At 65.8% G+C, this 20,601-nt stretch carries 24 protein-coding genes and 1 pseudogene; 3 read left to right on the top strand and 22 right to left on the bottom strand.

The features are described 5' to 3' along the window. Positions 1–133: 133 nt before the first annotated feature. Complete coding sequence (locus ILT42_RS18965) at positions 134–841, bottom strand: glutathione S-transferase N-terminal domain-containing protein (RefSeq protein WP_204217426.1); 708 nt, start codon at positions 839–841, stop codon at positions 134–136. Between the two features lie 283 nt (positions 842–1,124). On the opposite strand from ILT42_RS18965, the gene ILT42_RS18960 reads away from it, so the two are divergent. Beyond that, positions 1,125–1,424 (top strand): hypothetical protein, encoded by a 300-nt coding sequence (locus ILT42_RS18960; RefSeq protein ID WP_204217424.1) that lies wholly within the window; start codon positions 1,125–1,127, stop codon positions 1,422–1,424. Between the two features lie 71 nt (positions 1,425–1,495). On the opposite strand, the gene ILT42_RS18955 is transcribed toward ILT42_RS18960, so the two are convergent. From ILT42_RS18955 to ILT42_RS18940, 4 genes are all read right to left on the bottom strand, one after another. Then, positions 1,496–1,945, bottom strand: coding sequence for a GNAT family N-acetyltransferase (locus ILT42_RS18955; RefSeq protein ID WP_229428778.1), 450 nt, complete (start codon positions 1,943–1,945; stop codon positions 1,496–1,498). A gap of 5 nt (positions 1,946–1,950) precedes the next feature. Beyond that, a complete protein-coding gene (locus tag ILT42_RS18950; protein WP_204217420.1) occupies positions 1,951–2,589 on the bottom strand; it encodes a glutathione S-transferase family protein in 639 nt (212 codons plus the stop codon). 77 nt (positions 2,590–2,666) lie between these two features. After that, entirely contained in the window at positions 2,667–2,942 is a 276-nt protein-coding gene (locus tag ILT42_RS18945; protein WP_204217418.1) for a DUF3253 domain-containing protein, read from the bottom strand. Further along, on the bottom strand, positions 2,939–3,643 hold the full coding sequence (locus ILT42_RS18940) for a DUF599 domain-containing protein (RefSeq protein ID WP_204217416.1): 705 nt from the start codon (positions 3,641–3,643) through the stop codon (positions 2,939–2,941). Before ILT42_RS18940 ends, ILT42_RS18945 begins: the two co-directional genes overlap by 4 nt. A gap of 67 nt (positions 3,644–3,710) precedes the next feature. Between ILT42_RS18940 and ILT42_RS18935 the strand changes: the two genes are divergently transcribed. Next, positions 3,711–4,118 carry a rhodanese-like domain-containing protein gene (locus ILT42_RS18935; protein WP_204217414.1) on the top strand — a complete coding sequence of 136 codons (408 nt, stop codon included), beginning with the start codon at positions 3,711–3,713 and terminating at the stop codon, positions 4,116–4,118. On the opposite strand, the gene ILT42_RS18930 is transcribed toward ILT42_RS18935, so the two are convergent. The 5 genes and pseudogenes from ILT42_RS18930 to ILT42_RS18910 all read right to left on the bottom strand — a co-directional run bounded on the left by ILT42_RS18930 (position 4,115) and on the right by ILT42_RS18910 (position 9,706). Continuing rightward, entirely contained in the window at positions 4,115–4,423 is a 309-nt protein-coding gene (locus ILT42_RS18930) for an acylphosphatase (RefSeq protein ID WP_229428776.1), read from the bottom strand. The genes ILT42_RS18935 and ILT42_RS18930 overlap by 4 nt on opposite strands. A 333-nt stretch (positions 4,424–4,756) precedes the next feature. After that, positions 4,757–5,167 (bottom strand): annotated as a pseudogene (locus tag ILT42_RS18925) (gamma-glutamylcyclotransferase family protein); the annotation flags it as partial. A gap of 11 nt (positions 5,168–5,178) precedes the next feature. Next, complete coding sequence (locus ILT42_RS18920; RefSeq protein WP_204217410.1) at positions 5,179–7,179, bottom strand: acetyl-CoA carboxylase biotin carboxylase subunit; 2,001 nt, start codon at positions 7,177–7,179, stop codon at positions 5,179–5,181. Between the two features lie 195 nt (positions 7,180–7,374). Continuing rightward, positions 7,375–7,788 (bottom strand): hypothetical protein, encoded by a 414-nt coding sequence (locus ILT42_RS18915; protein ID WP_204217409.1) that lies wholly within the window; start codon positions 7,786–7,788, stop codon positions 7,375–7,377. Positions 7,789–8,173: 385 nt separating this feature from the next. Next, positions 8,174–9,706: an acyl-CoA carboxylase subunit beta gene (locus ILT42_RS18910; RefSeq protein WP_204217408.1), complete on the bottom strand. Its 1,533-nt coding sequence runs from the start codon at positions 9,704–9,706 to the stop codon at positions 8,174–8,176. A 155-nt stretch (positions 9,707–9,861) separates the two neighbouring features. On the opposite strand from ILT42_RS18910, the gene ILT42_RS18905 reads away from it, so the two are divergent. After that, positions 9,862–10,239 (top strand): hypothetical protein, encoded by a 378-nt coding sequence (locus tag ILT42_RS18905; RefSeq protein ID WP_204217407.1) that lies wholly within the window; start codon positions 9,862–9,864, stop codon positions 10,237–10,239. An 8-nt stretch (positions 10,240–10,247) separates the two neighbouring features. On the opposite strand, the gene ILT42_RS18900 is transcribed toward ILT42_RS18905, so the two are convergent. The 12 genes from ILT42_RS18900 to rpsK all read right to left on the bottom strand — a co-directional run bounded on the left by ILT42_RS18900 (position 10,248) and on the right by rpsK (position 20,495). Continuing rightward, positions 10,248–11,033 (bottom strand): ATP12 family chaperone protein, encoded by a 786-nt coding sequence (locus tag ILT42_RS18900; protein WP_204217406.1) that lies wholly within the window; start codon positions 11,031–11,033, stop codon positions 10,248–10,250. A 17-nt stretch (positions 11,034–11,050) separates the two neighbouring features. Then, entirely contained in the window at positions 11,051–11,728 is a 678-nt protein-coding gene (locus ILT42_RS18895; protein ID WP_204217405.1) for an HAD-IA family hydrolase, read from the bottom strand. Between the two features lie 18 nt (positions 11,729–11,746). Then, a complete protein-coding gene (locus tag ILT42_RS18890) occupies positions 11,747–12,334 on the bottom strand; it encodes a GNAT family N-acetyltransferase (RefSeq protein WP_204217403.1) in 588 nt (195 codons plus the stop codon). A 106-nt stretch (positions 12,335–12,440) separates the two neighbouring features. Then, a complete protein-coding gene (locus ILT42_RS18885; RefSeq protein ID WP_204217401.1) occupies positions 12,441–12,902 on the bottom strand; it encodes a hypothetical protein in 462 nt (153 codons plus the stop codon). A gap of 103 nt (positions 12,903–13,005) precedes the next feature. Then, entirely contained in the window at positions 13,006–14,316 is a 1,311-nt protein-coding gene (locus tag ILT42_RS18880; protein ID WP_407664642.1) for an RluA family pseudouridine synthase, read from the bottom strand. Between the two features lie 72 nt (positions 14,317–14,388). After that, positions 14,389–14,997, bottom strand: a complete 609-nt coding sequence (locus ILT42_RS18875; protein WP_204217392.1) for a tetratricopeptide repeat protein — start codon at positions 14,995–14,997, stop codon at positions 14,389–14,391. A 78-nt stretch (positions 14,998–15,075) separates the two neighbouring features. Further along, positions 15,076–15,459 carry a fluoride efflux transporter CrcB gene (crcB, locus tag ILT42_RS18870; RefSeq protein WP_229428775.1) on the bottom strand — a complete coding sequence of 128 codons (384 nt, stop codon included), beginning with the start codon at positions 15,457–15,459 and terminating at the stop codon, positions 15,076–15,078. 24 nt (positions 15,460–15,483) lie between these two features. Further along, positions 15,484–16,794: a replication-associated recombination protein A gene (locus ILT42_RS18865; RefSeq protein WP_204217389.1), complete on the bottom strand. Its 1,311-nt coding sequence runs from the start codon at positions 16,792–16,794 to the stop codon at positions 15,484–15,486. A 3-nt stretch (positions 16,795–16,797) separates the two neighbouring features. After that, positions 16,798–18,228, bottom strand: a complete 1,431-nt coding sequence (locus ILT42_RS18860; protein ID WP_204217387.1) for a DegQ family serine endoprotease — start codon at positions 18,226–18,228, stop codon at positions 16,798–16,800. Between the two features lie 214 nt (positions 18,229–18,442). After that, a complete protein-coding gene (gene rplQ / locus ILT42_RS18855; protein ID WP_204217385.1) occupies positions 18,443–18,868 on the bottom strand; it encodes a 50S ribosomal protein L17 in 426 nt (141 codons plus the stop codon). A 131-nt stretch (positions 18,869–18,999) separates the two neighbouring features. After that, positions 19,000–20,022, bottom strand: a complete 1,023-nt coding sequence (locus ILT42_RS18850) for a DNA-directed RNA polymerase subunit alpha (protein ID WP_407664640.1) — start codon at positions 20,020–20,022, stop codon at positions 19,000–19,002. Positions 20,023–20,105: 83 nt separating this feature from the next. Then, positions 20,106–20,495, bottom strand: a complete 390-nt coding sequence (gene rpsK / locus ILT42_RS18845) for a 30S ribosomal protein S11 (RefSeq protein ID WP_204217380.1) — start codon at positions 20,493–20,495, stop codon at positions 20,106–20,108. Between the last annotated feature and the right edge of the window lie 106 nt (positions 20,496–20,601).

The following is a 20,601-nucleotide window of genomic DNA, read 5'->3' as shown; positions in this document are numbered from 1 at the left end:
AACCTTCATCGGTTCGGAGCCCTCACCCCCACCCTAGCCCTCCCCACAAGGGGGAGGGAAGAACGTCGAGGCTCCTCGCTCCATCCTGACAGGCTCTCCCCTTCCCCTGCCATCTCCTACATGGCAGAGGAGGTTACCGCGCCCGCTGCCCGAACAGGATCGCTTGGACGGCCGGATCCTTCAGGTCGTTGGAGCTGCGCTGATCGGCATGGACCGCGAGGCCCCGCTGGACGGCCGGGCGGGCCAGGAGCGTATCGAGCCAGCGCTTCACGTGCGGAAATTCCGCGATGTCCTGGCCCTGCCGATCCCACATCTTGGCCCAGCCGAGGATCGCCATGTCGGCGATGGAATACTCGCCCGCCACGAATTCCCGGTCGGCGAGGCGCTTGTTCAGCACGCCGTAGAGCCGGTTCGTCTCGTTGGTGTAACGGTCGATGGCATAAGGCACCTTCTCGGGCGCATAGATGCGAAAGTGGTGGGTCTGGCCCAGCATGGGACCGAAACCGGCCATCTGCCAGAACAGCCACTCGTCGACCTGCACTCGCGCCCGCTCGTCGGCCGGATAGAACAGGCCCGTCTTGCGGCCGAGATACTGGAGAATCGCGCCGGATTCGAAGACAGAGATCGGCTCCCCGCCGGGCCCGTCGGGGTCGACGATGGCGGGCATCTTGTTGTTGGGAGAAATTGCCAGGAACTCAGGCGAAAACTGATCGCCCTTGCCGATATTCACCGCAACGACCGAATAGGGCAGGCCGCATTCCTCGAGCATGATGGAAATCTTCCAACCGTTGGGGGTCGGCCAGTAATGCAGTTCGATGGGCTGTTGCGGTGAGACCGCCATGGCATTCCTCTTCCTTTGGGACGGGCCTCGGTGGAAGCCTCGTGCCTAAGATGAGGCGAAGCCCCTGCCCGAGCAAGGAAGATGGTGGAAAGATCACCCTCGTTTCGAGCATGGCTTGCATGTATTGTTATTATGTTGTTATATCGATTGGAGCGATGCGCTAGCCTTCTGAAGCAACCTTAAAGCGCATCGGTCGATTGCGGGAATTTCGATGACCAAACTCTTTCTTCGCATTGTGTTGGCCGGCGGATTGAGCGCCGGCGTCGTCTTCGGAACGGGGACCATGGCCCAGGATGCCAAACCGGACATGAAGCCGGACGCCAAGGCAGAGATGTCCAAATCTGATATGTCCAAGTCCGATATGTCCAAGCCCGAAATGGGTAAGTCCGAAATGGGTAAGTCCGAGATGGGCAAACCCGCGAAGGACATGTCCGCTGCCCAGGCCGCTCTTCGCGAACGCCAGAAGACCTGCGGTGCCGAGTGGAAGACCGTGAAAGCAGCCGGCAAGGCGGAGCCCGGCATGAAGTGGCCGAAATTCTGGAGCGCCTGCAACACGCGCCTCAAGGGCGAAAAGAAGGCCTGAATCCCTCCCGAAGTCGCGGTCCCGCCCGCTGGCATCTCCATGGAGCCGGTGGCTCGATCCCACGGCCGTCCTCAGAGCTTTTTCTTGAAGCCCTCGTGGCTCTTCGCATAACCGATGCGTTCGTAGAAGCGATGAGCGGCCGTGCGGGTCTTGTTGGAGGAGAGCTCCAGAAGTGCAGCGCCGCGCTGGCGGGCCTCATTCTCCGCATGAGCCATCATGGCCGCGCCGATTCCCCGAGAGCGCAGGCCTGACGACACCTTCACGCTCTCGATCTTGACCCGCAGCGCTCCGCGCCCGGTCAGGTTGGGAATGAGGGTCATCTGGAACGTGCCGACGACGCGGCCGTCCGTTTCGGCCACGAAAAGCAGATTGTCGGCGCTCCGGCTGATGGCGTCGAATGCCGCCCGGTAGGCGGGTGCGGTCTGCGCCGTCCAGACATCCCCATGAGCGCCAAGTTCGTCCTCCTCGTGGAGGCGAATGATCGCCTCGAGGTCCTCGGCCATGGCCCGTCGAATCAGCATCTCGCTCACGCGGCAGCTCCCGTCGGCCGTGGGAGCAGCGTCGATGCGGGAGCGAAACCCGGAAGCCCCTGTACCCGCGCCATCCATTTCAGGAGGTGGGGATAAGGCTCCAGCGCGATCCCGGCCTCCGGCGCATAGGACGCCGCGCCGTACAGGTCGATGTCCGCGATGGTCGGCCCCTCGCCGACCACCCAATTGCGCCCAGCCAGGTGATCGTCCAGCACGGCGAGCGCCGCTGCGGCACCCGCGACGTAATGCTCGATGACGTCCGGTTTGCCTGGGTAGAAGCCAAGCCTCATGGCCCGCGCGCGGAACACGGGCGTCAGCAGTTCGAACTCCCAGTAGAGCCACTCGCGCACCTGCAGGCGCTCATCGAGGGTCGCGCCCCCGAACCGGCCGAGCATGTCCGCCAGGTATTCCAGGATGGCGGCCGACTGGCACAGGTGGCGCCCGTTCGAGCGGTCCACCAGGAGGGGCACCTGGCCGTAGCGCTGCCGCGCCATGTAGGATAGCTCCTTATGGGCGCGCCCGGGCAGATCCACGTGAACGTAATCGAACGGCTGGCTTAGGAGGGCCAGCGTGAGGGCGACCTTGTAGGTCGGACCCGACAGGAACACCCCGTGCAACTCGAAACGTGCGCTCATACCTGCCCCCCATCGGCCGCCATTTGGCTCTCCGGTTTTCTGGACCGAAACGGATTTCTTGTGAAGATCGCGTGGGATCAACCGCCGGTGCCGGGCAGCGTCAGCTTATAGATCCCGCGAAAGTCGTCCGGATCCACGGGCCGGCCCTTCCGGAGGATCACGATCCGGCCTTCCTTCATCAGCCGAATGGCCGCATGCCGCACGTGCGGCATCAGCGGGCCCCATCCATCCGGATGAGAGCCGCCCACGGCTCGCGCCACCTCCGTGGGGTCGAGATTCCGGCCGGCGCCTTTTTGCGCTAGGAGCTCGAGCATGGCCCGCTCGATGGGCTCGGGATCGGGACGGCCCGTCATATTTCGGTCTCCGACGATGTGGGGTCCAGCAGCGCCCGGCGCGCGTCGGACGTGAACTGGCGTCGCCACATGACGAGGAAGACCCCGGCCGTGGTAAGGAACAGGATATAGGCGCTCACGAACCAGCCGAGATAAGCCAGCGCGAAGAAAAAGGCCCGCTGGCCTCGGTTGAAGTGCTTGCCCGCCACCACGTTGAGAGCTGCAGCCCGCCGGGCCGCGACCCTCGCCTCTTCCTTGTTGGAAACTGTCAGCACCGGCACGGCCCCCACCAGGATCACCACGTAGTTGAACAGCCGATAGGACCACGCGAATTTGAAGAACGCGTAGATAAAGATGATCGCAAGCCCGATCACCTTGATCTCCCAAGCCTCGCGGGTGGTGGGCAATCCTAGGGGCAGGTCCGCGAAGATCGTCACGGCCGTATCGGTGGAGCGGAAGAGCGTGACCACGCCGCCGAGGGCCACCAGGGAGGTCGAGGCGAAGAACGCCGTGCCGTTCTGCAGCGACGAGGTCAGGGTCGAATCGACGATGCGGTTCTCCCGCACGACCATCTGCTCCATCCAGGTATAGCGGTAGTCGTTCATCATTCGGTTGAGGCCTCTCTCGCCGAGACCGGTCAGCTCCAGCAGCACGTGGTAGCCGAACCAGGAGAGGAGGAAGAACACCAGGGCCGCGAAGTCGAGACTCGATAGGGCGTGCACCTTCACCTCCGGTTGACTCTGGCCCCATGATGACCAGTATCCTTGGAATCTCAATGGGGTAGTGTTCATGGTTCAGGTGATTTCGCGCGGATACAAGGTGCTTCTGGCCGAAGCGCACGCGAAGGTTTTCACCCTTTCCACACCGGACGCCATTGCCCTGCATGGCCGGGACGACGTCGTTTTCGTGGACCTGCGCGACCTGCGGGAGCTCAACCGGGAGGGCCGTCTTCCAGGCGCGCTCCACTGCCCGCGCGGCATGCTGGAGTTCTGGATCGATCCCGAAAGCCCCTACCACAAGACCGTCTTTTCCGAGGACAAGACGTTCGTATTCTTCTGCGCCGGAGGGTGGCGGTCGGCACTCGCCGCCGCCACGGCCCAGGATATGGGCCTGCGGCCGGTCGCTCACGTGGATGGCGGTTTCGCAGCCTGGAAGGAGGCGGGCGGCCCCGTGGAGGGTGCTTCCCCGACGTCCTAGACGGTCTTCAGCACGCTGAAGCCCCGCGCCTCGCCGTTGTCGGCCCTAGCCTTGCCCCCGTCCAGCGTCTCGACGCGATCCACGCGCGCGCTCGACGGCCCCTCCCGGCAGACCTCCAGCATGGCCTCCACGGCATGGTCCTGCCCGTAGAAATAGGCCTCGACCGTCCCGTCCCGGCGGTTGCGCACCCAGCCGTCCAGGCCCCGCAGCTCCGCCTGGTGGTGGACCCAAGCCCGGAAACCCACGCCTTGGACACGGCCATGGACGAGGATGTGCGCGGCACGCTCAGGAGGGGATTCGGGCATGGTGAGGATCCGTTCGTCGTTTCCGGTGTCTATCGAAATCAGCTGGAGCAGGTGGGTCCTGTCCGCATCGGCGCGGATATTCGGTCCGGCGTCGTTCTCGCCGATATGCGGCGAGCCATCATAGAGCAGGACCGCAGGGCCATCCACCTGCCGGGGACGTGGCGCAGGCCAAACTGACGATGGTCGCTCGGCCACGCCGCGCGGCCAGGCTCAGATTTCGGACGGCCGGCGGATTCCGCCCGCAGGCGCGCTCCAGCGGGGCCGGACCGCCGGGCGCCCGGGCTGGCCTTCGGGCAAATCGGGCCCCGGTCCGGGCGATCGGCCCTGCGGCTTCCATTGGCCGAGCTCGCGCAGGTATTCGGCCGGGAGACCGGCTTCCATGGCCGCCGCCAGGACGCCCTCCATGTAGCCTGCCTTCGGGGCGCCCACCTTCGCCGTTCGGCCGAGATAGACCAGGGCGCGGCGCGCGCCCTGCTGGGTCAGCACGGGCTGGACGACCTTGCTGTAGAGCCCGGTCGACAAGCTCTCGTAGCGGTCGAGGGCCGGGATATCGGCCAGGGCGAGATCCCAGAGCAGCCCCCAGACCGCATGGGCCGGGTCGCGCCCCACGGATGCGTAGCCGTCCACGGTCACGATGAACCGGTGCCGCATGAGGCGCGCGGGGCCGATGGCCCTGGAGGAGGGACAGCGCTGGGCCATGGCGACCCGGTCCATATTGGACCCGTAGGCGAAATAAAGCGGCATGATATCCGGCCTCAGGCGAATTCCATGATGGTGGCATCGACCGCCAGGCTGTCGCCCTCCTTGGCGTAGATCTTGGCCACCGTGCCGTCTCGCTCGGCGCGCAGCACGTTCTCCATCTTCATGGCCTCCACGATGCAGAGCGCCTCCCCGGCCTTGACCTCCTGGCCCGGCTTGACGCTGATGGCTTTCACGAGACCCGGCATGGGGCAGAGCAGCTTCTTGCTCGTATCGGCCTCCACCTTCTCGGGCATCAGGGCCGCCAATGCGGCCTCGCGGCGGGTATAGACCCGGGCCTCCGCCGAGGCGCCCGCGTGGGACAGGATCATGCCGTTCAGGATCGGCCGCACCTGCACGGCGACGGTCTTGCCGCCCACCTGTCCGGTCCAGACCGGCTGGCCCGGGTGCCAGGACGACACGATGGGCCAGGCTTCGCCGGAAATATTCACCGCGAACCCGCCCTCGATGTCCTCGATCGTGACCTCATGGCGGTCCCGCCCCAGCATCACCACGCGCTCCCGGTCGAACTTCACCGCCGCGTGAGGGCGCATCTGGCCCGAGATGTGGCGCTTGCGCTCATTCTGGACGTGGTCGATGGCCGACCCCACCGCCGCCAGGACGTGTGCGGCCTCACCCTCCGGAGTTGGCACCTGGAAGCCGCCCGGGAATTCCTCGGCGATGAAGCCGGTGGAGAGCTGGCCCGATTGCCAGCGCGGGTGCTGCATCAGGGCCGACAGGAACGGGATGTTGTGGCGGATGCCCTCGATGGCGAAGGCATCGAGGGCCGTCGCCTGGGCGGTGATCGCCTCCTCGCGGGTCGGCGCGTGGGTGACGAGCTTGGCGATCATCGGATCGTAATAGATCGAGATCTCGCCACCCTCGTAGACGCCGGTATCGTTACGCACGGTGACGCCGTGCTCCTCGCCCTCCTGAGGCGGCCGGTAGGTGACGAGGCGGCCCGTGGACGGCAGGAAGTTGCGCACCGGATCCTCGGCGTAGATGCGGCTCTCCACCGCCCAGCCCCGGAGCGTCACGTCCGATTGCTTGAGCCGCAGGGTCTCGCCCGCCGCGACCCGGATCATCTCCTCCACGAGGTCGACGCCTGTGATCATCTCGGTCACGGGATGCTCGACCTGGAGCCGGGTGTTCATCTCGAGAAAATAGAAGGATTTGTCCTGGCCCGCCACGAACTCGACGGTGCCGGCGCTATCGTAGCCCACCGCCTTGGCGAGGGCGACCGCCTGCTCGCCCATGAGCTTGCGGGTGGCTTCATCCAGCAGGGGCGACGGGGCTTCCTCGATGACCTTCTGATTCCGGCGCTGAATCGAGCACTCGCGCTCGCCCAGATAGATGACGTTGCCGTGCTTGTCGCCCAGCACCTGGATCTCGATGTGGCGGGGGTCGGTGATGAACTTTTCCACGAACACCCGGTCGTCGCCGAAGGACGAGGCCGCCTCCGACTTGGCGCGGGCGAAGCCCTCGGCGACCTCGTCGGCCGAATAGGCGATGCGCATGCCCTTGCCGCCGCCGCCCGCCGAGGCCTTGATCATGACCGGATAGCCGATCTTATCGGCGATCGTGACCGCCTGCTCCGGCCCCTCGATCACGCCGAGATAGCCCGGAACGGTGGAGACCTTGGCGGCGGCCGCCGCCTTCTTGGACTCGATCTTGTCGCCCATGGCCGCGATGGCATGGGGGGTGGGGCCGATGAACACGATGCCGGCGGCTTCCAGCGCCTTGGGGAAGGCCTCGCGCTCCGACAGGAAGCCGTAGCCCGGATGCACGGCCTCGGCGCCGGTGGCCTTGCACGCCTCGACGATCTTGTCGATGACGAGGTAGGATTCGGCTGCGGCGGCGGGCCCGATATGCACGGCCTCGTCGGCCATCTCCACATGCAGGGCATCCCGGTCGGCGTCGGAATAGACCGCCACGGTCTTGATGCCCATTCGGCGGGCGGTCTTGATCACACGGCACGCGATCTCGCCGCGATTGGCTATCAGGATTTTTGAGAACATAGGCCCTCGAGCGCTTGCAACCGGATGGTGACGACCATGCCCGGGCGGGAGATCCCCCAGGGCACGCGGTACGAACGGTACCGTTTGCCGACACCATACCGAAGGGTACGGTGCCGGTGCACCCTCCGTTACTGCACGGCAGACCTTTCGGGAAGCGCCGACGGGTCAACAATTAGCGGTATGCGGCCGCCCGGCTCAGGCGGCCACGCTCATCAGGCGGGCCTGCTGACGGCCCCGCATGATGAAATCGAGGAGCGTGCCGTCCACATGGTGCGCCTCGTCGAGGATCCCGTAGGCGATCGCCATCGCGGAGGCGGACGGGCCGCCCATTTCGAGCAAGGTCGTCAGCCAGAGAGCGTCCTCGCTCGCCACCGACCCTCTCGGGGAACGGCTCCACACCACGAACTCGACGATGATGGATGCGAGAGCGGCGCTCCAGCCGTCGTCACCCTCGACCGAACGATCGAGGGTGAGAAGCGCCTCGGCCTCGATCCGGCTCGCGATGCCGGCCGACAGGATGTCGGCCCGCAGATGTTCGACGTCGCCCGCCGAAAGGCACCCGGCCGCGCTCACCCGTTCGATGAAATCGTGAAGCTTCAGGCTGATCATTGGCTCAAAACCCCCTCCGGCTTTCAGGCGCCGGCTGATCCCTTTTAGGATCGGGAATGTCCCACGGGGCGGGGGGTGAAATCCTTAACGGATCACGGTGAACGGCCGTTGAGGTTAAGTGTTGTTGAGACTCTTTGGTTGCGAAACCGTTTCCGGGAACGGGGGCTGGCCGAGCCCCGGCTTTAAGACCCGGCGCGAAGCCGCTGATATCGCTGGCATTCGACCTCCAGACATCCGCCCGGCCCCTGGCGCCGGTCAACGGATTCTTCACCCTTACACCGCCCAGCGTTACGTTCCGGAGCGTCAAAAATACAACAGTTTCCGGGCGTTGGGGCGAACCGTTCGACCGCGTCGGCAGGCTCCCGTTAACGACGGTCGGATGGCGCTAAAGCGGGATGTTGTCGTGCTTCTTCCAGGGGCGCTCGGTTTCCTTGTGGCGCAGCATGGCGAGCGCCCGGGCAATCCGGCGCCGGGTGGAATGGGGCATGATCACCTCGTCGATATAACCGCGCTCGGCGGCCACGAAGGGCGACATGAAGCGATCCTCGTATTCCTTCGTGCGGGCCGCGATCTTGTCCGGATCGCCGATATCGGCCCGGAAGATGATCTCCACCGCGCCCTTGGCGCCCATCACGGCGATCTGGGCCGTGGGCCAGGCGTAGTTCACGTCGCCGCCCACATGCTTGGAGGCCATCACGTCGTAGGCCCCGCCATAGGCCTTGCGGGTGATCACCGTCACCAGCGGCACCGTCGCCTCCGAATAGGCAAAGAGGAGCTTGGCGCCGTGCTTGATGAGCCCACCATATTCCTGGGCTGTTCCCGGAAGGAACCCCGGCACGTCCTCGAAGGTCACGATCGGGATCCCGAAGGCGTCGCAGAAGCGGATGAACCGGGCGGCCTTGCGGGAGGCATCCGAGTCGAGCACGCCCGCCAGCACCATCGGCTGGTTGGCCACGAATCCGACCGTGCGTCCCTCCACGCGTCCGAACCCCGTGATGATGTTCTTCGCATAGGCCTCTTGGATTTCGAAGAAATCGCCCTCGTCCACGACCTTCAGGATCAACTCCTTCATGTCGTAGGGCTTGTTCGGATTGTCCGGGATCAGGGTATCGAGGCTTTCGTCGGCCCGGCCGGGATCGTCGAAGCTCGGGATCTCCGGCACGCCGTCGAGGTTGTTGGCGGGCAGGAAATCGAGGAGCCGGCGCACCTGCAGCAGGGCCTCCACGTCGTTGTCGTAGGCACCGTCCGCCACGGAGGACTTGGTGGTGTGGATCTTGGCGCCGCCCAGCTCCTCCGAAGTCACGGTCTCGTTGGTGACCGTCTTCACCACCTCCGGGCCGGTCACGAACATGTAGGAGCGGTCGCGCACCATGAAGATGAAATCGGTCATGGCGGGCGAATACACGTCTCCGCCGGCGCAGGGCCCCATGATGACGGAGATCTGCGGGATGACGCCCGACGCGATCACGTTGCGCTTGAACACCTCGCCATAGCCGCCGAGCGCCGCCACGCCCTCCTGGATGCGGGCCCCGCCCGCATCGAACAGACCCACGATAGGTGCCCGCATCTTCAGGGCCATGTCCTGGATCTTGATGATCTTCTGGGCATGGGCCTCGGAGAGCGAGCCGCCGAAGACCGTGAAATCCTTGGCGAAGACGAAGACGGTGCGGCCGTTGACGGTGCCCCAGCCGGTGACGACGCCGTCGCCCGGAATCTTTGATTTCTCCATGCCGAAATCGGTGGAGCGATGCTCGACGAACATGTCGAATTCCTCGAAGGACCCGCCATCGAGGAGGAGTTCGATTCGCTCGCGGGCGGTGAGCTTGCCCCGCCCATGCTGCGCCGCGATCCGCTTCTCGCCGCCTCCCAGTCGGGCCTGAGCACGGCGGGATTCGAGGCGTTCGAGCATGTCTTTCATGGGGAAACTCTAAGCAAGCCAGCGGGAAAGGTGCGTTGGCTTAGCACACAAGCCGAGACCGCAAAAATCCAACGATAGGCGTGCGCACCAGCACGGGATGCGAAACCATATGATAGCTCAAACGTTACGATGTACCGTTATATATGGAGGAATTCATGCTGCTTCCTTTCAAGTCCGTCGCCGCTTTGCTGGCTGCATCGGCCCTGACGGCCGCCTGTGCCAGCCGGTCGTCGGACGTGTCCGCGTCCTACGTCTCGCCCGTCATGTACCAGAGCTACAGCTGCCGGGAATTGAGCCAGGAAGCCCAGAGGGTCAGCTCGGCCGCCGCCACGGCCGCCGGCGTGCAGGATTCGCAGCGCAGCAAGGATGCGGCCGTGACCACCGCGGCCGTCGTGATCTTCTGGCCGGCGGCCTTCTTCGTGGGTGGCGACAACGCCAAGACGGCAGAACTGGCCCAGCTCAAGGGTCAGATGCAGGCCATCGAGCAGGCCTCCGTTCAGAAGAAGTGCGGTATCAGCTTCCAGCGCTCCTGACGGGTCGCTCAAGCCCTCTTGGCGAGGCGGTAGACCCTTGAGGCGGCAATGAAATCGGCCTTCCTCAAGTTGCGGCGGACCATCGCCTCATGATCCTCGCCCCAGACGCTTTCCTGAAAGCGCTCGTCGACATGGGCAGCGTCCCAAGCTTCGTCCGCTCCTAGACGGCCGGAGGCGTGGGCGAGCGCGATCAGCACGGATCCGGTCAGCGTGGTCATCACATGCAGGGCCGCGACGGCAAACGGGGACTCCTCCGCCGTCACCCTGTCACGAACCGCGACCGTCGCGGCTTCGGGCTGGCGCACATGCATGACGCCTTCGCCCAGCAGGAAGCGCGCCCCGAGGTCGTCGCGCGCCCAGGCGAGAACCGGCTCCCAGGCGCGTTCCTGGGCCTCGGCCAGCTTTGCCGGCTCCCCGGCACGGTAGAAGACCAAGTCGGTTTCCGCATAGCGCGACAGGTCGTCGGCGACCTCCATGCGGCGCGGCGCAACGCCGTCAATCCCCGAGTTCACGATCCGCGTCAGAGGCATGACAGACGGGTCGATCTCCTCCCCCTGCCCGGCCCATTCCTCCGCGAGCGCTTCCGCGAGGGACCGGGACGGCACGGCGATGATATGGCGGCCAGGGGTGCGGGCCGTGCGCCCATCGAGGGTCAACGCGAAAACGCCGTCGCGTTCCTCCACGCCGGTCTGCTTGTAGAAGCGCTTGGGCAGGGCCGGCTTCATGCCGGCCTGTGCGGCGCGCATGGGGTTCGGCTCCTCCGGGGACGGGAACCAGTCGCGGGTATCGGTCATGATCTTGAGATAAGGGCTCAGACAGCGCTTCGGGAGGGGATGGACGCGAAATCCCGCAGGATCGGCATCATGTCCGGGTAGGAATCGACGATGACGTCGGCCCCGGCCTCCTTGAGGGCGGCCACCGGCTGGAAGCCCCAGGAGACGCCGACGGCCATCACGCCCGCCGCCTTGGCCATCTGCATGTCATAGGTGGAATCGCCGATCATGATCGTGTCCCGGGGCTCAGCGCCCGCCTCCTCCATGGCCTGACGGATCATGGCCGGATGAGGCTTCGACGGTGCGTCGTCGGCGGTTTGGATCGTGGTGAACAGCTCGCGCCAGCCATGACGGTCGAGCAGGTGCGAGACGCCGCGGCGGGATTTGCCCGTGGCGATCCCTAGCACCAGATCCTCCTGGCCGGAGAGCCATTGCAAACACGCCTCCGCGCCGGGGAACAGGGGCTCCTCATGGGCTGGGTCGAGGCGAAGCTGCGAGAACGCGTCCTTGTAGGCCTCCGCAAGCTCCGCGACGGGCGCCTTGGGGCCCGCCAGGACCGTGAAGGCCTCCGCCAGCGATAGCCCGACGATGGACAGCGAGCGCTCCCGGCTCGGCGGCTCCAGGCCGAGGGCCCCGAAGGCCGCCCGCTGGGCCGCCACAATGATGTTCTGGCTGTCGACCAGGGTTCCGTCGACGTCGAAGAGGGCGAGTTTCATGGATGAGGGGTCCCGGGCTTAGGCGGCCATGCGCCGTTCGAGGCGTTCCTTCACGGCGGGCCATTCATCCGGCAGAATGCTGTAGACCACCGTGTCGCGGATATGGCCGTCAGGCATGATCATGTGCTGGCGCAGGATGCCGTCGAGCTTGCCGCCCAGCCGCTCGATGGCCCGGCGGGACTGGTCGTTCTGGGAGTGAGTGCGCAACTCGACGGCGTGGCAGCCCAGCACCTCGAAGGCGTGGCGCAGCATCAGATACTTGGCGTGGGTGTTGACGAAGCTGCGCTGCCAGGAGCCGGCGATCCAGGTCGTGCCGATCTCGACCCGGTGATTGGCGGCGTCGATGTTCATGTAGCGGGTGCTGCCGACGACCCTGTCGCCGTCGCGGACCACCGTCGCGAAGGGGAGCGCCAAGCCCGCCTCCTGCAACTGGAGCGCCTTCGAGACATATTCGGTGAACCCGTCGGGCCGGGGCACCGTGGTCGTGCGCTTCTCCCAGAGGGCGCCGTCGCTCGCCGCCGTCCCGAGGGCGGGGACATCCTCGAGGCTCAGGGGGCGAAGAATCAGCTTGTCGGTGGAAAGCCGGACGGGCTCGATGTGAAGCATGGTGGGACGCCGTATTGCTCTGCGGGTCCTTCATTCCCGACGCGGACGCAAAGGTCAAACGATTGATCGGGAGGCCCCGGCAGGTCTCCCGATCCGTGTCGACCTTTCAACCGATCAGGTAGAGAAAACCCGGCAAGGCCATGGCGAGGCCCGCCAGACCCCAGGCGCCCGCCACCGCGTGCCACGCCTGCCCTCCGGTCGTGTTGCGCAGGCGCTGCGCGAACGACGCGGCCTCCATGTGGTGCCCGCTGAGGCAGGAGCAGAGCGCGTAGTGCGCCTGCCCTTCCGTCAGCTCGAAGAACCTCATGGCATCCCCTAGCCTGTCGCTGGCCAATCCTTCGGTTCGTAGAACCGGGTCTTCGAAGGCGACCGTCAGCGGCGAGTCGTTGGCCCGGACGAGGGCCCGCTCCGCCGGCGGCTGGTACTCGATCTCACCGAGGGAGTTCAAACGCCGATGAGGGTTGCGCTCGAGAATGTCGATCCAACGCTGAAGGCGCTCCTGCCGGGTCATCGACCTCGGCTCAACGTCGGCTACGCTACGGAGCTGATCAAGATGCTTGTGTTCCATCGATCTCCTCCTTGCCCGGCCCGCCCGAACGGCGCACCGAGGTCTTGGAGCCTAGGGCGCCGGCACGGCAAAAGTGCGACGGCGGAGGTGGGCGGGAGCACCCTTATTCCTCGGGTGCTTCCACGATGGGGTCGTATTCGCTGGTATCGAAGCCCAGGAGGTTGAAACTCTGCTGAATATGGGGCGGCAGGGGCGCCGTGATGTCGATGGGCTTTCCCGTGCGGGGATGCGCGATGACGATGCGCCGGGCCAGGAGATGCAGCTTGTTCTGGATGCCGCCGGGAAGCTCCCAGTTCTCGATGTCGAAGTATTTCGGATCGCCCACGATAGGATGGCCGATATGCGCCGTGTGGGCCCGCAACTGGTGCGTCCGGCCGGTCACGGGCTTGAGGGACAGCCAGGCGAGTTTCTGGGCCGAGGTATCGACCACGGCGTAGTACGTGAGCGCGTGGCTCGCGCCCTCGTCGCCATGCTTGGCGACCCGCATCTTGGAATCGCCCTCGCCGCCCTCCTCCTTCGACAGGTAGGTGGAGATGCGTCCCTGCCGCACGCGGGGCACGCCCGCCACGAGAGCCCAGTAGATCTTGCGCGTCGTCCGTGACCGGAACGACTTCGCCAGGGTGGAGGCCGCGAAGCGTGTCTTGGCGATGACGAGGCAGCCGGCCGTATCCTTGTCGAGGCGATGGACGAGGCGGGGCTTCTGGCCGTCCGCGTCGGTGAGGGAATCGAGCATGCCGTCGACGTGCCGCGTGGTGCCGGAACCGCCTTGCACGGCCAACCCCATGGGCTTGTTGATCACCAGGACATCCTTGTCCTCGTAGAGCGTGATCGATTTCAGGAAGTCGCGGTCGGTCTGGTCCTTCGCGGCGCTGCGCGAGGCCGGTCGCGGCTGATCGAGCTTGAGGGGCGGGATGCGAACCTTCTGGCCCGCGAGGAGCCGGTCATTCGGCTGGGCCCGCTTGCCGTCAACCCGCAACTCGCCCTTGCGGACGATGCGTTGGATATGGGTGAAGGCCAGTTGCGGGAAGCGCGCGACCAGGAAGCGGTCCACCCGCATATCACCCTCGTCAGGTTCCACCGTGAGAGTTTGGACGCCGGTCGCCAGCACCTCCTGGGCGGCAGCCTTCGCCTGGGCCCGGGTCGGCTTGGGAGCGGCCGGAGGAGCCGCCTTCGCGGGACGTGGCGACTTCACGGGGCTTGTCGGGTTGGCGGGACGGGACAGGTCCGAGGCGCTGGTCCGCGTCGGACGGGCTGCGGACTTGCGCGCATCCGGCTTCGACGCACGCCCCTGCCCGGCCGCACCCGGTCCGGCGCGGCCCTTGTCCGCAGGCATGCGCTCCCGCGACCGGAAATCCTGCCGCGCTCCCTTGCGGCCGCCACTGGCGCCGCCCCGACCTGAACCACTTTTTTTCATGCTGTCGTGGGTAACAGAGAGCCGCGCAGGCGGCAATCGACGCACGCCTGTTTCGGCCAGGGGCGATCCCGATCAGCAGGCCTCCGCCCTATCGCCGAGTTGCAGGTGAATCGCCGCCAGGTAGAGGGCGGGCGCGGGTTGGTCCGGGCTCATGCGAACCGCCTTGCCGAGACGCTCGCGCGCTTCCTGCAGGCGGCGGGCTTTGAGGAGGACGAGGCCGTGATCGGTGAAGATCTCATCGCTCGGCTCCAGCATGCGCTCGGCGAGCGTGAGAAGCCGGTCCGCATAATCCAGATCATTGAAGCGCTTGGCCGCGATCGCCGCGAAGCCGTGGTAGGAAACGCTGTGGCGGGGCTCTAGGACGCAGGCCTGATTGAAGAGAAAGCCCGCCTGTCTCAGGTCGCCCTCGTGGAAAGCCCGCCATGCCGCAAGCCCCACCATCCCGGCGGCTTGGACCCGTCCGATCCCCTTGTTCAGGAAAAGATCGAAGACGGCCCGCTCGCTCCGCCTGACATCCGCCGATTTGTCGCGGAGGTTGGAGAACGGGGCTTCCTCGTCGTCCGCCGGAAAGATGCGCTTCTCGATCCTGACATTGGGAGCGACTTTGACCAGTTCGGCCCTGGCCTGAAACCCGACCCCCAAGCTTACGACAACGGCGAGGACAATGCATGGGTGCCTCATTGCCACCTCCTAGGACGGCAATGCGGACGATCTCCGAAAGTTTCACGGTATAACGTTTAGTTTAGTCGAACGCCGCCGTCAGTTCGATAGGGCTCGGACCGCCCCTAGGCCAATGACCAGGCCGGTGAGAGAGAGGAGGACGGACGCCGTCACGTAGGCGAAGGCCTGGACGGTCGCGCCGCGCTCCCACAGCAGCACCGCGTCCAGGGAGAAGGCCGAGAACGTGGTGAAACCGCCCAGGATGCCGGTGGCGACGAGAAGCCGAACCGGTTGGCTCCAGCCCTCACCGGTTTTGAAGGCGAGCCAGCCCGCCACGACACCCATGGCGGTCGACCCGGCCACATTGATCAGGAGCGTTCCCCAAGGAAAGGTCGTGCCGCAAAAGCGGGCGCACCCCAGGTTTACCGCATGGCGAAGGGCGCCCCCGACCCCCGCTCCCACGAAAACGAGCAGAAAGTTCAGCACGCCCGGGATCCGTTGGCCCGCTCAGCCATTCCGCCTCTCCCGTCGAAGCTTTTCCCACCAGTCCAGCCGCTTGCGGATCTCGCGCTCGAACCCGCGGTCGACCGGCTCGTAGAATGTCTGCGGCCCGAGTTTGTCCGGCCAGTAATCCTGTCCTGAGAATGCGTCCGGCTGGTCGTGGTCGTAGGCATAGCTCGCCCCGTAGCCGATCTGCTTCATCAGCTTGGTAGGCGCGTTGAGAATCGTCCTCGGCGGCGTGAGGGAGCCATGCTCCTTGGCCGCGAGAGTGGCCGCCTTGTAGGCGGTATAAAGGGCGTTCGACTTCGGGGCGGTGGCGAGGTAGACGGCTGCCTGGGCCAGGGCCAACTCCCCCTCCGGCGAACCCAGGAAGTCGAAGGCGTCTTTGGCGGCGTTGGCAACCGCCAGGGCCTGCGGATCGGCCATGCCGATATCCTCGACGGCGGCCCGCACGAGGCGGCGGGCAATGAACAGCCGGTCCTCGCCAGCGTCCAGCATCCGGGCGAGATAATACAGGGCGGCATCCGGGTCGGAGCCCCGGATGGTTTTGTGAAGAGCCGAAATGAGGTTGTAGTGGCCCTCCTGGCCCTTGTCGTAGATGGGCGCGCGGCGCTGAATGATCTCCTGGAGGGCGTCGGCGTCGAAGATCTCGTCGGGCTTGGCCGAGCGCCAAACCTCCTCGGCCAGCGTCAGGACGGCACGGCCGTCCCCGTCGGCCATGCGCACGAGGGAGCTCCGAGCCTGTGTGTCCAGCGGCAACGACTTCCCGGTAATCTCCTCGGCCCTGAGCAGGATCTGCCCGATGGCGGTCTCGTCCAGGGACCGGAACAGGAGGACTCGGGCGCGGGACAGGAGCGCGGCGTTCAGCTCGAAGGAAGGATTTTCCGTGGTGGCGCCCACGAGGGTGATGGTGCCGTCCTCCATGACGGGCAGGAAGGCGTCGAGCTGAGCGCGGTTGAAGCGGTGGATCTCGTCCACGAACAGCAGGGTGCCCTTCCCGGTCGTGCGCCGCATCCGAGCCGCCTCGAAGACCTTCTTCAGGTCGGCCACACCGGAGAAGATCGCGGAAATCTGCTCGAAGTGAAGCTCGGTCTCGTGGGCGAGGAGGCGCGCCACGGTGGTTTTGCCGGTGCCGGGCGGTCCCCAGAAGATCAGCGAGCCGAGGCTGCCCGAGGCGATCAGCCGGGTTAGGATGCCGTCTGGACCGACGAGATGGTCCTGCCCCACCACCTCCGACAGCTTCTGCGGCCGCATCCGGTCGGCCAGGGGGCGCGGAGCGCCCTGGTCCATTCCGGCGGAGGTGAAAAGGTCGCTCAAGGATCAGCCGCCCAGAACGGTCGTAAACGTGCGCCCGCGCCGGTTGATGGTGATCTCCCAATAGGCGTCCCCGCGCTGGATTAACCGCTCCACGTCGCGGGTCGCCCGGATCCGCTGGCCGTTGATCGCCAGGATCTGGTCGCCCTTCTGGAAGCCGACCCGGCCGGCGACGCCGTTCTCGTCCAGATCCGCGACGACGACCCCGTCCTCCGAGACTTCGAGCTGAAGCTCGTCGGCCACAGCCGGGGACATGTTGACGATGGTGGAGCCCGACAGGGGCGACCGCGTGCGCAGGCGCAGGGGCTCGCGGGGACGCGTCTCCGGCGGCGACGTGAGCTTGACCGGGACCTCGACCTGCTTCCCCCCGCGAAGGACGGTGACGTTGGTCCGGCCCTCCACGCCCTTCAGGGCGAACCGGTAGCCGAAGGCGTCCGGGCTATCCACGGCCTGGCCGTCCACCGACAGGATCACGTCGCCGCGCCGCAGGCCCGCCTCGGCGGCGGGGCCGTTGTCGTAGAGCGACGACACCAGCACGCCCATGGGGCGCTCGAGGCCGAGGCTGGTGGCAATTTCGCCGTCGATGGCCTGAAGCTGGGCTCCGAGCCAAGGGCGCCTGACCGAGCGAGCGCCACCGCGGGCCGAGTCGATCACCGCCCGCACCATGCTGGAGGGGATCGCGAATCCGATGCCGATGCTGCCGCCCGAGCGAGAGTAGATGGCCGTGTTGATGCCGACGAGCCTGCCGTTCATGTCGATGAGGGCGCCGCCGGAATTGCCGGGATTGATGGCGGCGTCGGTCTGGATGAAGGATTGATAGTCGGAGACGCCGACCTGGGACCGGGCCAGCGCCGAGACGATGCCCTGGGTCACCGTCTGGCCCACGCCGAACGGATTGCCGACCGCCAGGACCAGATCGCCGACCTGAAGGGCCTCCGAGTCGCCCAGCGGCAGGATCTGGAGGTTCGACGGGTCCTTGAGCTTGAGAACGGCCAGATCCGTGCGGGCGTCGCGCAGGACGATGTCGGCCTCGAATTCCCGGCGATCCGCCAGCGCCACTTTCACGTCCGTCATGTTCTCGATGACGTGGTTGTTGGTGACCACGAGGCCGGACGAATCGACGATCACGCCGGACCCGAGAGAGCTTTGGGACCGGCCCTGGGGCACGCCGGGGGAGCCCTGTCCGCCTTCGCCGAAGAACCGGCGGAAGAACTCGTCCATGTAGGCGTTCTGCTGCCGGCGCTCGGACCGGCTGGCATAGACATTGACGACCGCCGGGGCGGTCTGGCGCACGATGGGCGCGAAGGACAGTTGCACCTGAGCCTTGCTTTCGGGCACCGCTCGGGTCTGGGCCCGTGCCCCGGTCGGCAGCCCTCCGGACAGGCCGGTCGCGGCGACCGTGAGGGCTAGGGCGACCCGGAGAAGAGTAGAGCGCATGGCGAATCCATCCTGCCTGTGACGCATGTCGATAAGCCGGGCCTTTCGATAGGAAAAGCCGTTGGCGAAGAGGTAGGGCGTCGCGCGAAGAAAGGGACCCGTTTCTCCGCGGGGTGACGCATGGCCCCAAGATGGGCTCGGCGGGGTGAAACACCAAATAAAAAGGGCGGCCCGAAAGCCGCCCTTCCGATCGGGATCAGTCCCGGCAGACGATTTACGCCGCCTCGCTGCCGATCACTTCCACATTCTGGGACGGGCCGGAATCCTGGCCGCGCGCATCGACGTCGCGGTCCACGAACTCGATCACGGCCATCGGGGCGTTATCGCCGAAGCGGAAGCCCGCCTTCATGATCCGGCAATACCCGCCCGGACGGGCGTTGTAGCGCGGGCCGAGCACGTCGAAGAGCTTCTTGACCATGGCGGCGTCGCGGAGCTGCGACATGGCCAGGCGGCGGGAGTTCAGATCGCCGCGCTTGGCCAGGGTGATCAGCTTCTCGACGACGGGACGCAGGTCCTTGGCCTTCGGCAGGGTGGTGATGATCTGCTCGTGCTTGATCAGCGCGGCGGACATGTTGGCGAACATCGCCTTACGGTGTTCGGACGAACGGTTGAACCGACGGCCGCGGAATCCATGACGCATGGCTATCTCCTTGATCTTGCGGCCGCCGTGCCACGGTACGGCCGTCTCTCTTGATTGCGAGTGGTGGTTGGTAAATGGCGAATGGAAGTAGCGATCACCCTATTCGCCACTCACCACTCGCCATTCGCGTCTTAGTAATGCTCTTCGAAGCGCTTCGCGAGGTCTTCGATGTTCTCCGGCGGCCAACCCGGCACTTCCATGCCGAGGTGCAGGCCCATGCCGGCGAGAACTTCCTTGATCTCGTTGAGCGACTTGCGGCCGAAGTTCGGGGTACGGAGCATTTCCGCCTCGGACTTCTGGATGAGGTCGCCGATATAGACGATGTTGTCGTTCTTCAGGCAGTTCGCCGAACGGACCGAAAGCTCGAGCTCGTCGACCTTCTTGAGCAGCGCCGGGTTGAAGGGCAGCTGCGGCGCGGCGGTCGCGGCCTCCTCCTTGCGGGGCTCCTCGAAGTTCACGAAGACCTGGAGCTGGTCCTGAATGATGCGGGCCGCATAGGCGACGGCATCTTCAGGCGTCACGGCGCCATTGGTCTCCACGGTCATGATGAGCTTGTCGTAATCGAGAATTTGGCCCTCGCGGGTGTTTTCGATGCGGTACGACACCTTCTTGACCGGGCTGTAGAGCGAATCGACCGGGATGAGACCAATCGGAGCGTCCTCGGCGCGGTTGCGCTCGGCCGGGACATAGCCCTTGCCGGTATCGACCGTGAACTCCATGCGGATCTCGGCCCCGTCGTCGAGGGTGCAGAGGACCAGGTCCGGGTTCAGGATCTGGACGTCGCCGATGGTGTTGATATCGCCGGCCGTGACGGCGCCCGGACCCGTCTTGCGAAGGGTCATGCGCTTGGGGCCTTCGCCCTGCATCTTGATGGCGATCGTCTTCACGTTGAGGACGATGTCGGTCACGTCCTCGCGGACGCCAGGAATGGACGAAAACTCGTGCAGCACGCCGTCGATGTGGACGGACGTGACGGCGGCGCCCTGCAGCGACGAGAGGAGCACGCGGCGCAGCGAGTTACCGAGCGTCGTGCCGAAGCCGCGCTCGAGCGGCTCGGCCACGACCGTCGCAACGCGCTTCGGATCGTCGCCGGGAGACACCTCGAGCTTGTTCGGCTTAATCAGCTCTTGCCAGTTCTTTTGGATCACAACCACACCTCATGAGGTACGGACAGGGGCGGCGAACCACCCCGAAAGCGGAACGCGCAAGGCGAGCCCTGCGCGCTGACGGTCTTGATTTAGACGCGGCGGCGCTTGCGCGGACGGCAGCCGTTGTGCGGGATCGGCGTCACGTCACGGATCGACGTGACGGTGAAACCGGCCGACTGGAGCGCGCGCAGAGCGGATTCGCGTCCCGAGCCGGGGCCCGACACCTCGACCTCGAGGGTGCGCATGCCGTGCTCGGAGGCCTTGCGGGCGGCGTCCTCGGCGGCAACCTGAGCCGCGTAGGGGGTCGACTTCCGCGAGCCTTTGAAACCCATGGATCCTGCCGAAGACCAGGAGATCGTGTTGCCCTGGGCATCCGTGATCGTGATCATCGTGTTGTTGAACGAGGCGTTCACGTGAGCGACGCCGGACACGATGTTCTTGCGTTCGCGGCGGCGAACGCGGGTAGCTTCTTTAGCCATTCTTCAAAGTCCTTCAGACACGCCCGTCATGCCAGGCGCTCGGGATGGTGGTTCTCAAAGTGTCATGGCCGGGAACCGCCCCGGCCATCGTGTTCGTGATTCCGCG

Source organism: Microvirga pudoricolor, from assembly GCF_016892705.1.
In the GTDB taxonomy this organism is placed as follows: domain Bacteria; phylum Pseudomonadota; class Alphaproteobacteria; order Rhizobiales; family Beijerinckiaceae; genus Microvirga; species Microvirga pudoricolor.
This window is presented reverse-complemented; position numbering and strand designations above follow the sequence as displayed.

What these genes read in the sequence shown, in the direction of transcription:
- ILT42_RS18965 (WP_204217426.1), bottom strand. Translation starts at nt 841, where the DNA reads ATGGCGGTCTCACCGCAACAGCCCATCGAACTGCATTACTGGCCGACC.
- ILT42_RS18960 (WP_204217424.1), top strand. Translation starts at nt 1,125, where the DNA reads ATGGCCCAGGATGCCAAACCGGACATGAAGCCGGACGCCAAGGCAGAG.
- ILT42_RS18955 (WP_229428778.1), bottom strand. Translation starts at nt 1,945, where the DNA reads ATGCTGATTCGACGGGCCATGGCCGAGGACCTCGAGGCGATCATTCGC.
- ILT42_RS18950 (WP_204217420.1), bottom strand. Translation starts at nt 2,589, where the DNA reads ATGAGCGCACGTTTCGAGTTGCACGGGGTGTTCCTGTCGGGTCCGACC.
- ILT42_RS18945 (WP_204217418.1), bottom strand. Translation starts at nt 2,942, where the DNA reads ATGACGGGCCGTCCCGATCCCGAGCCCATCGAGCGGGCCATGCTCGAG.
- ILT42_RS18935 (WP_204217414.1), top strand. Translation starts at nt 3,711, where the DNA reads ATGGTTCAGGTGATTTCGCGCGGATACAAGGTGCTTCTGGCCGAAGCG.
- ILT42_RS18930 (WP_229428776.1), bottom strand. Translation starts at nt 4,423, where the DNA reads ATGCCCGAATCCCCTCCTGAGCGTGCCGCGCACATCCTCGTCCATGGC.
- ILT42_RS18920 (WP_204217410.1), bottom strand. Translation starts at nt 7,179, where the DNA reads ATGTTCTCAAAAATCCTGATAGCCAATCGCGGCGAGATCGCGTGCCGT.
- ILT42_RS18915 (WP_204217409.1), bottom strand. Translation starts at nt 7,788, where the DNA reads ATGATCAGCCTGAAGCTTCACGATTTCATCGAACGGGTGAGCGCGGCC.
- ILT42_RS18910 (WP_204217408.1), bottom strand. Translation starts at nt 9,706, where the DNA reads ATGAAAGACATGCTCGAACGCCTCGAATCCCGCCGTGCTCAGGCCCGA.
- ILT42_RS18905 (WP_204217407.1), top strand. Translation starts at nt 9,862, where the DNA reads ATGCTGCTTCCTTTCAAGTCCGTCGCCGCTTTGCTGGCTGCATCGGCC.
- ILT42_RS18900 (WP_204217406.1), bottom strand. Translation starts at nt 11,033, where the DNA reads ATGACCGATACCCGCGACTGGTTCCCGTCCCCGGAGGAGCCGAACCCC.
- ILT42_RS18895 (WP_204217405.1), bottom strand. Translation starts at nt 11,728, where the DNA reads ATGAAACTCGCCCTCTTCGACGTCGACGGAACCCTGGTCGACAGCCAG.
- ILT42_RS18890 (WP_204217403.1), bottom strand. Translation starts at nt 12,334, where the DNA reads ATGCTTCACATCGAGCCCGTCCGGCTTTCCACCGACAAGCTGATTCTT.
- ILT42_RS18885 (WP_204217401.1), bottom strand. Translation starts at nt 12,902, where the DNA reads ATGGAACACAAGCATCTTGATCAGCTCCGTAGCGTAGCCGACGTTGAG.
- ILT42_RS18880 (WP_407664642.1), bottom strand. Translation starts at nt 14,316, where the DNA reads ATGAAAAAAAGTGGTTCAGGTCGGGGCGGCGCCAGTGGCGGCCGCAAG.
- ILT42_RS18875 (WP_204217392.1), bottom strand. Translation starts at nt 14,997, where the DNA reads ATGAGGCACCCATGCATTGTCCTCGCCGTTGTCGTAAGCTTGGGGGTC.
- ILT42_RS18860 (WP_204217387.1), bottom strand. Translation starts at nt 18,228, where the DNA reads ATGCGCTCTACTCTTCTCCGGGTCGCCCTAGCCCTCACGGTCGCCGCG.
- rplQ (WP_204217385.1), bottom strand. Translation starts at nt 18,868, where the DNA reads ATGCGTCATGGATTCCGCGGCCGTCGGTTCAACCGTTCGTCCGAACAC.
- rpsK (WP_204217380.1), bottom strand. Translation starts at nt 20,495, where the DNA reads ATGGCTAAAGAAGCTACCCGCGTTCGCCGCCGCGAACGCAAGAACATC.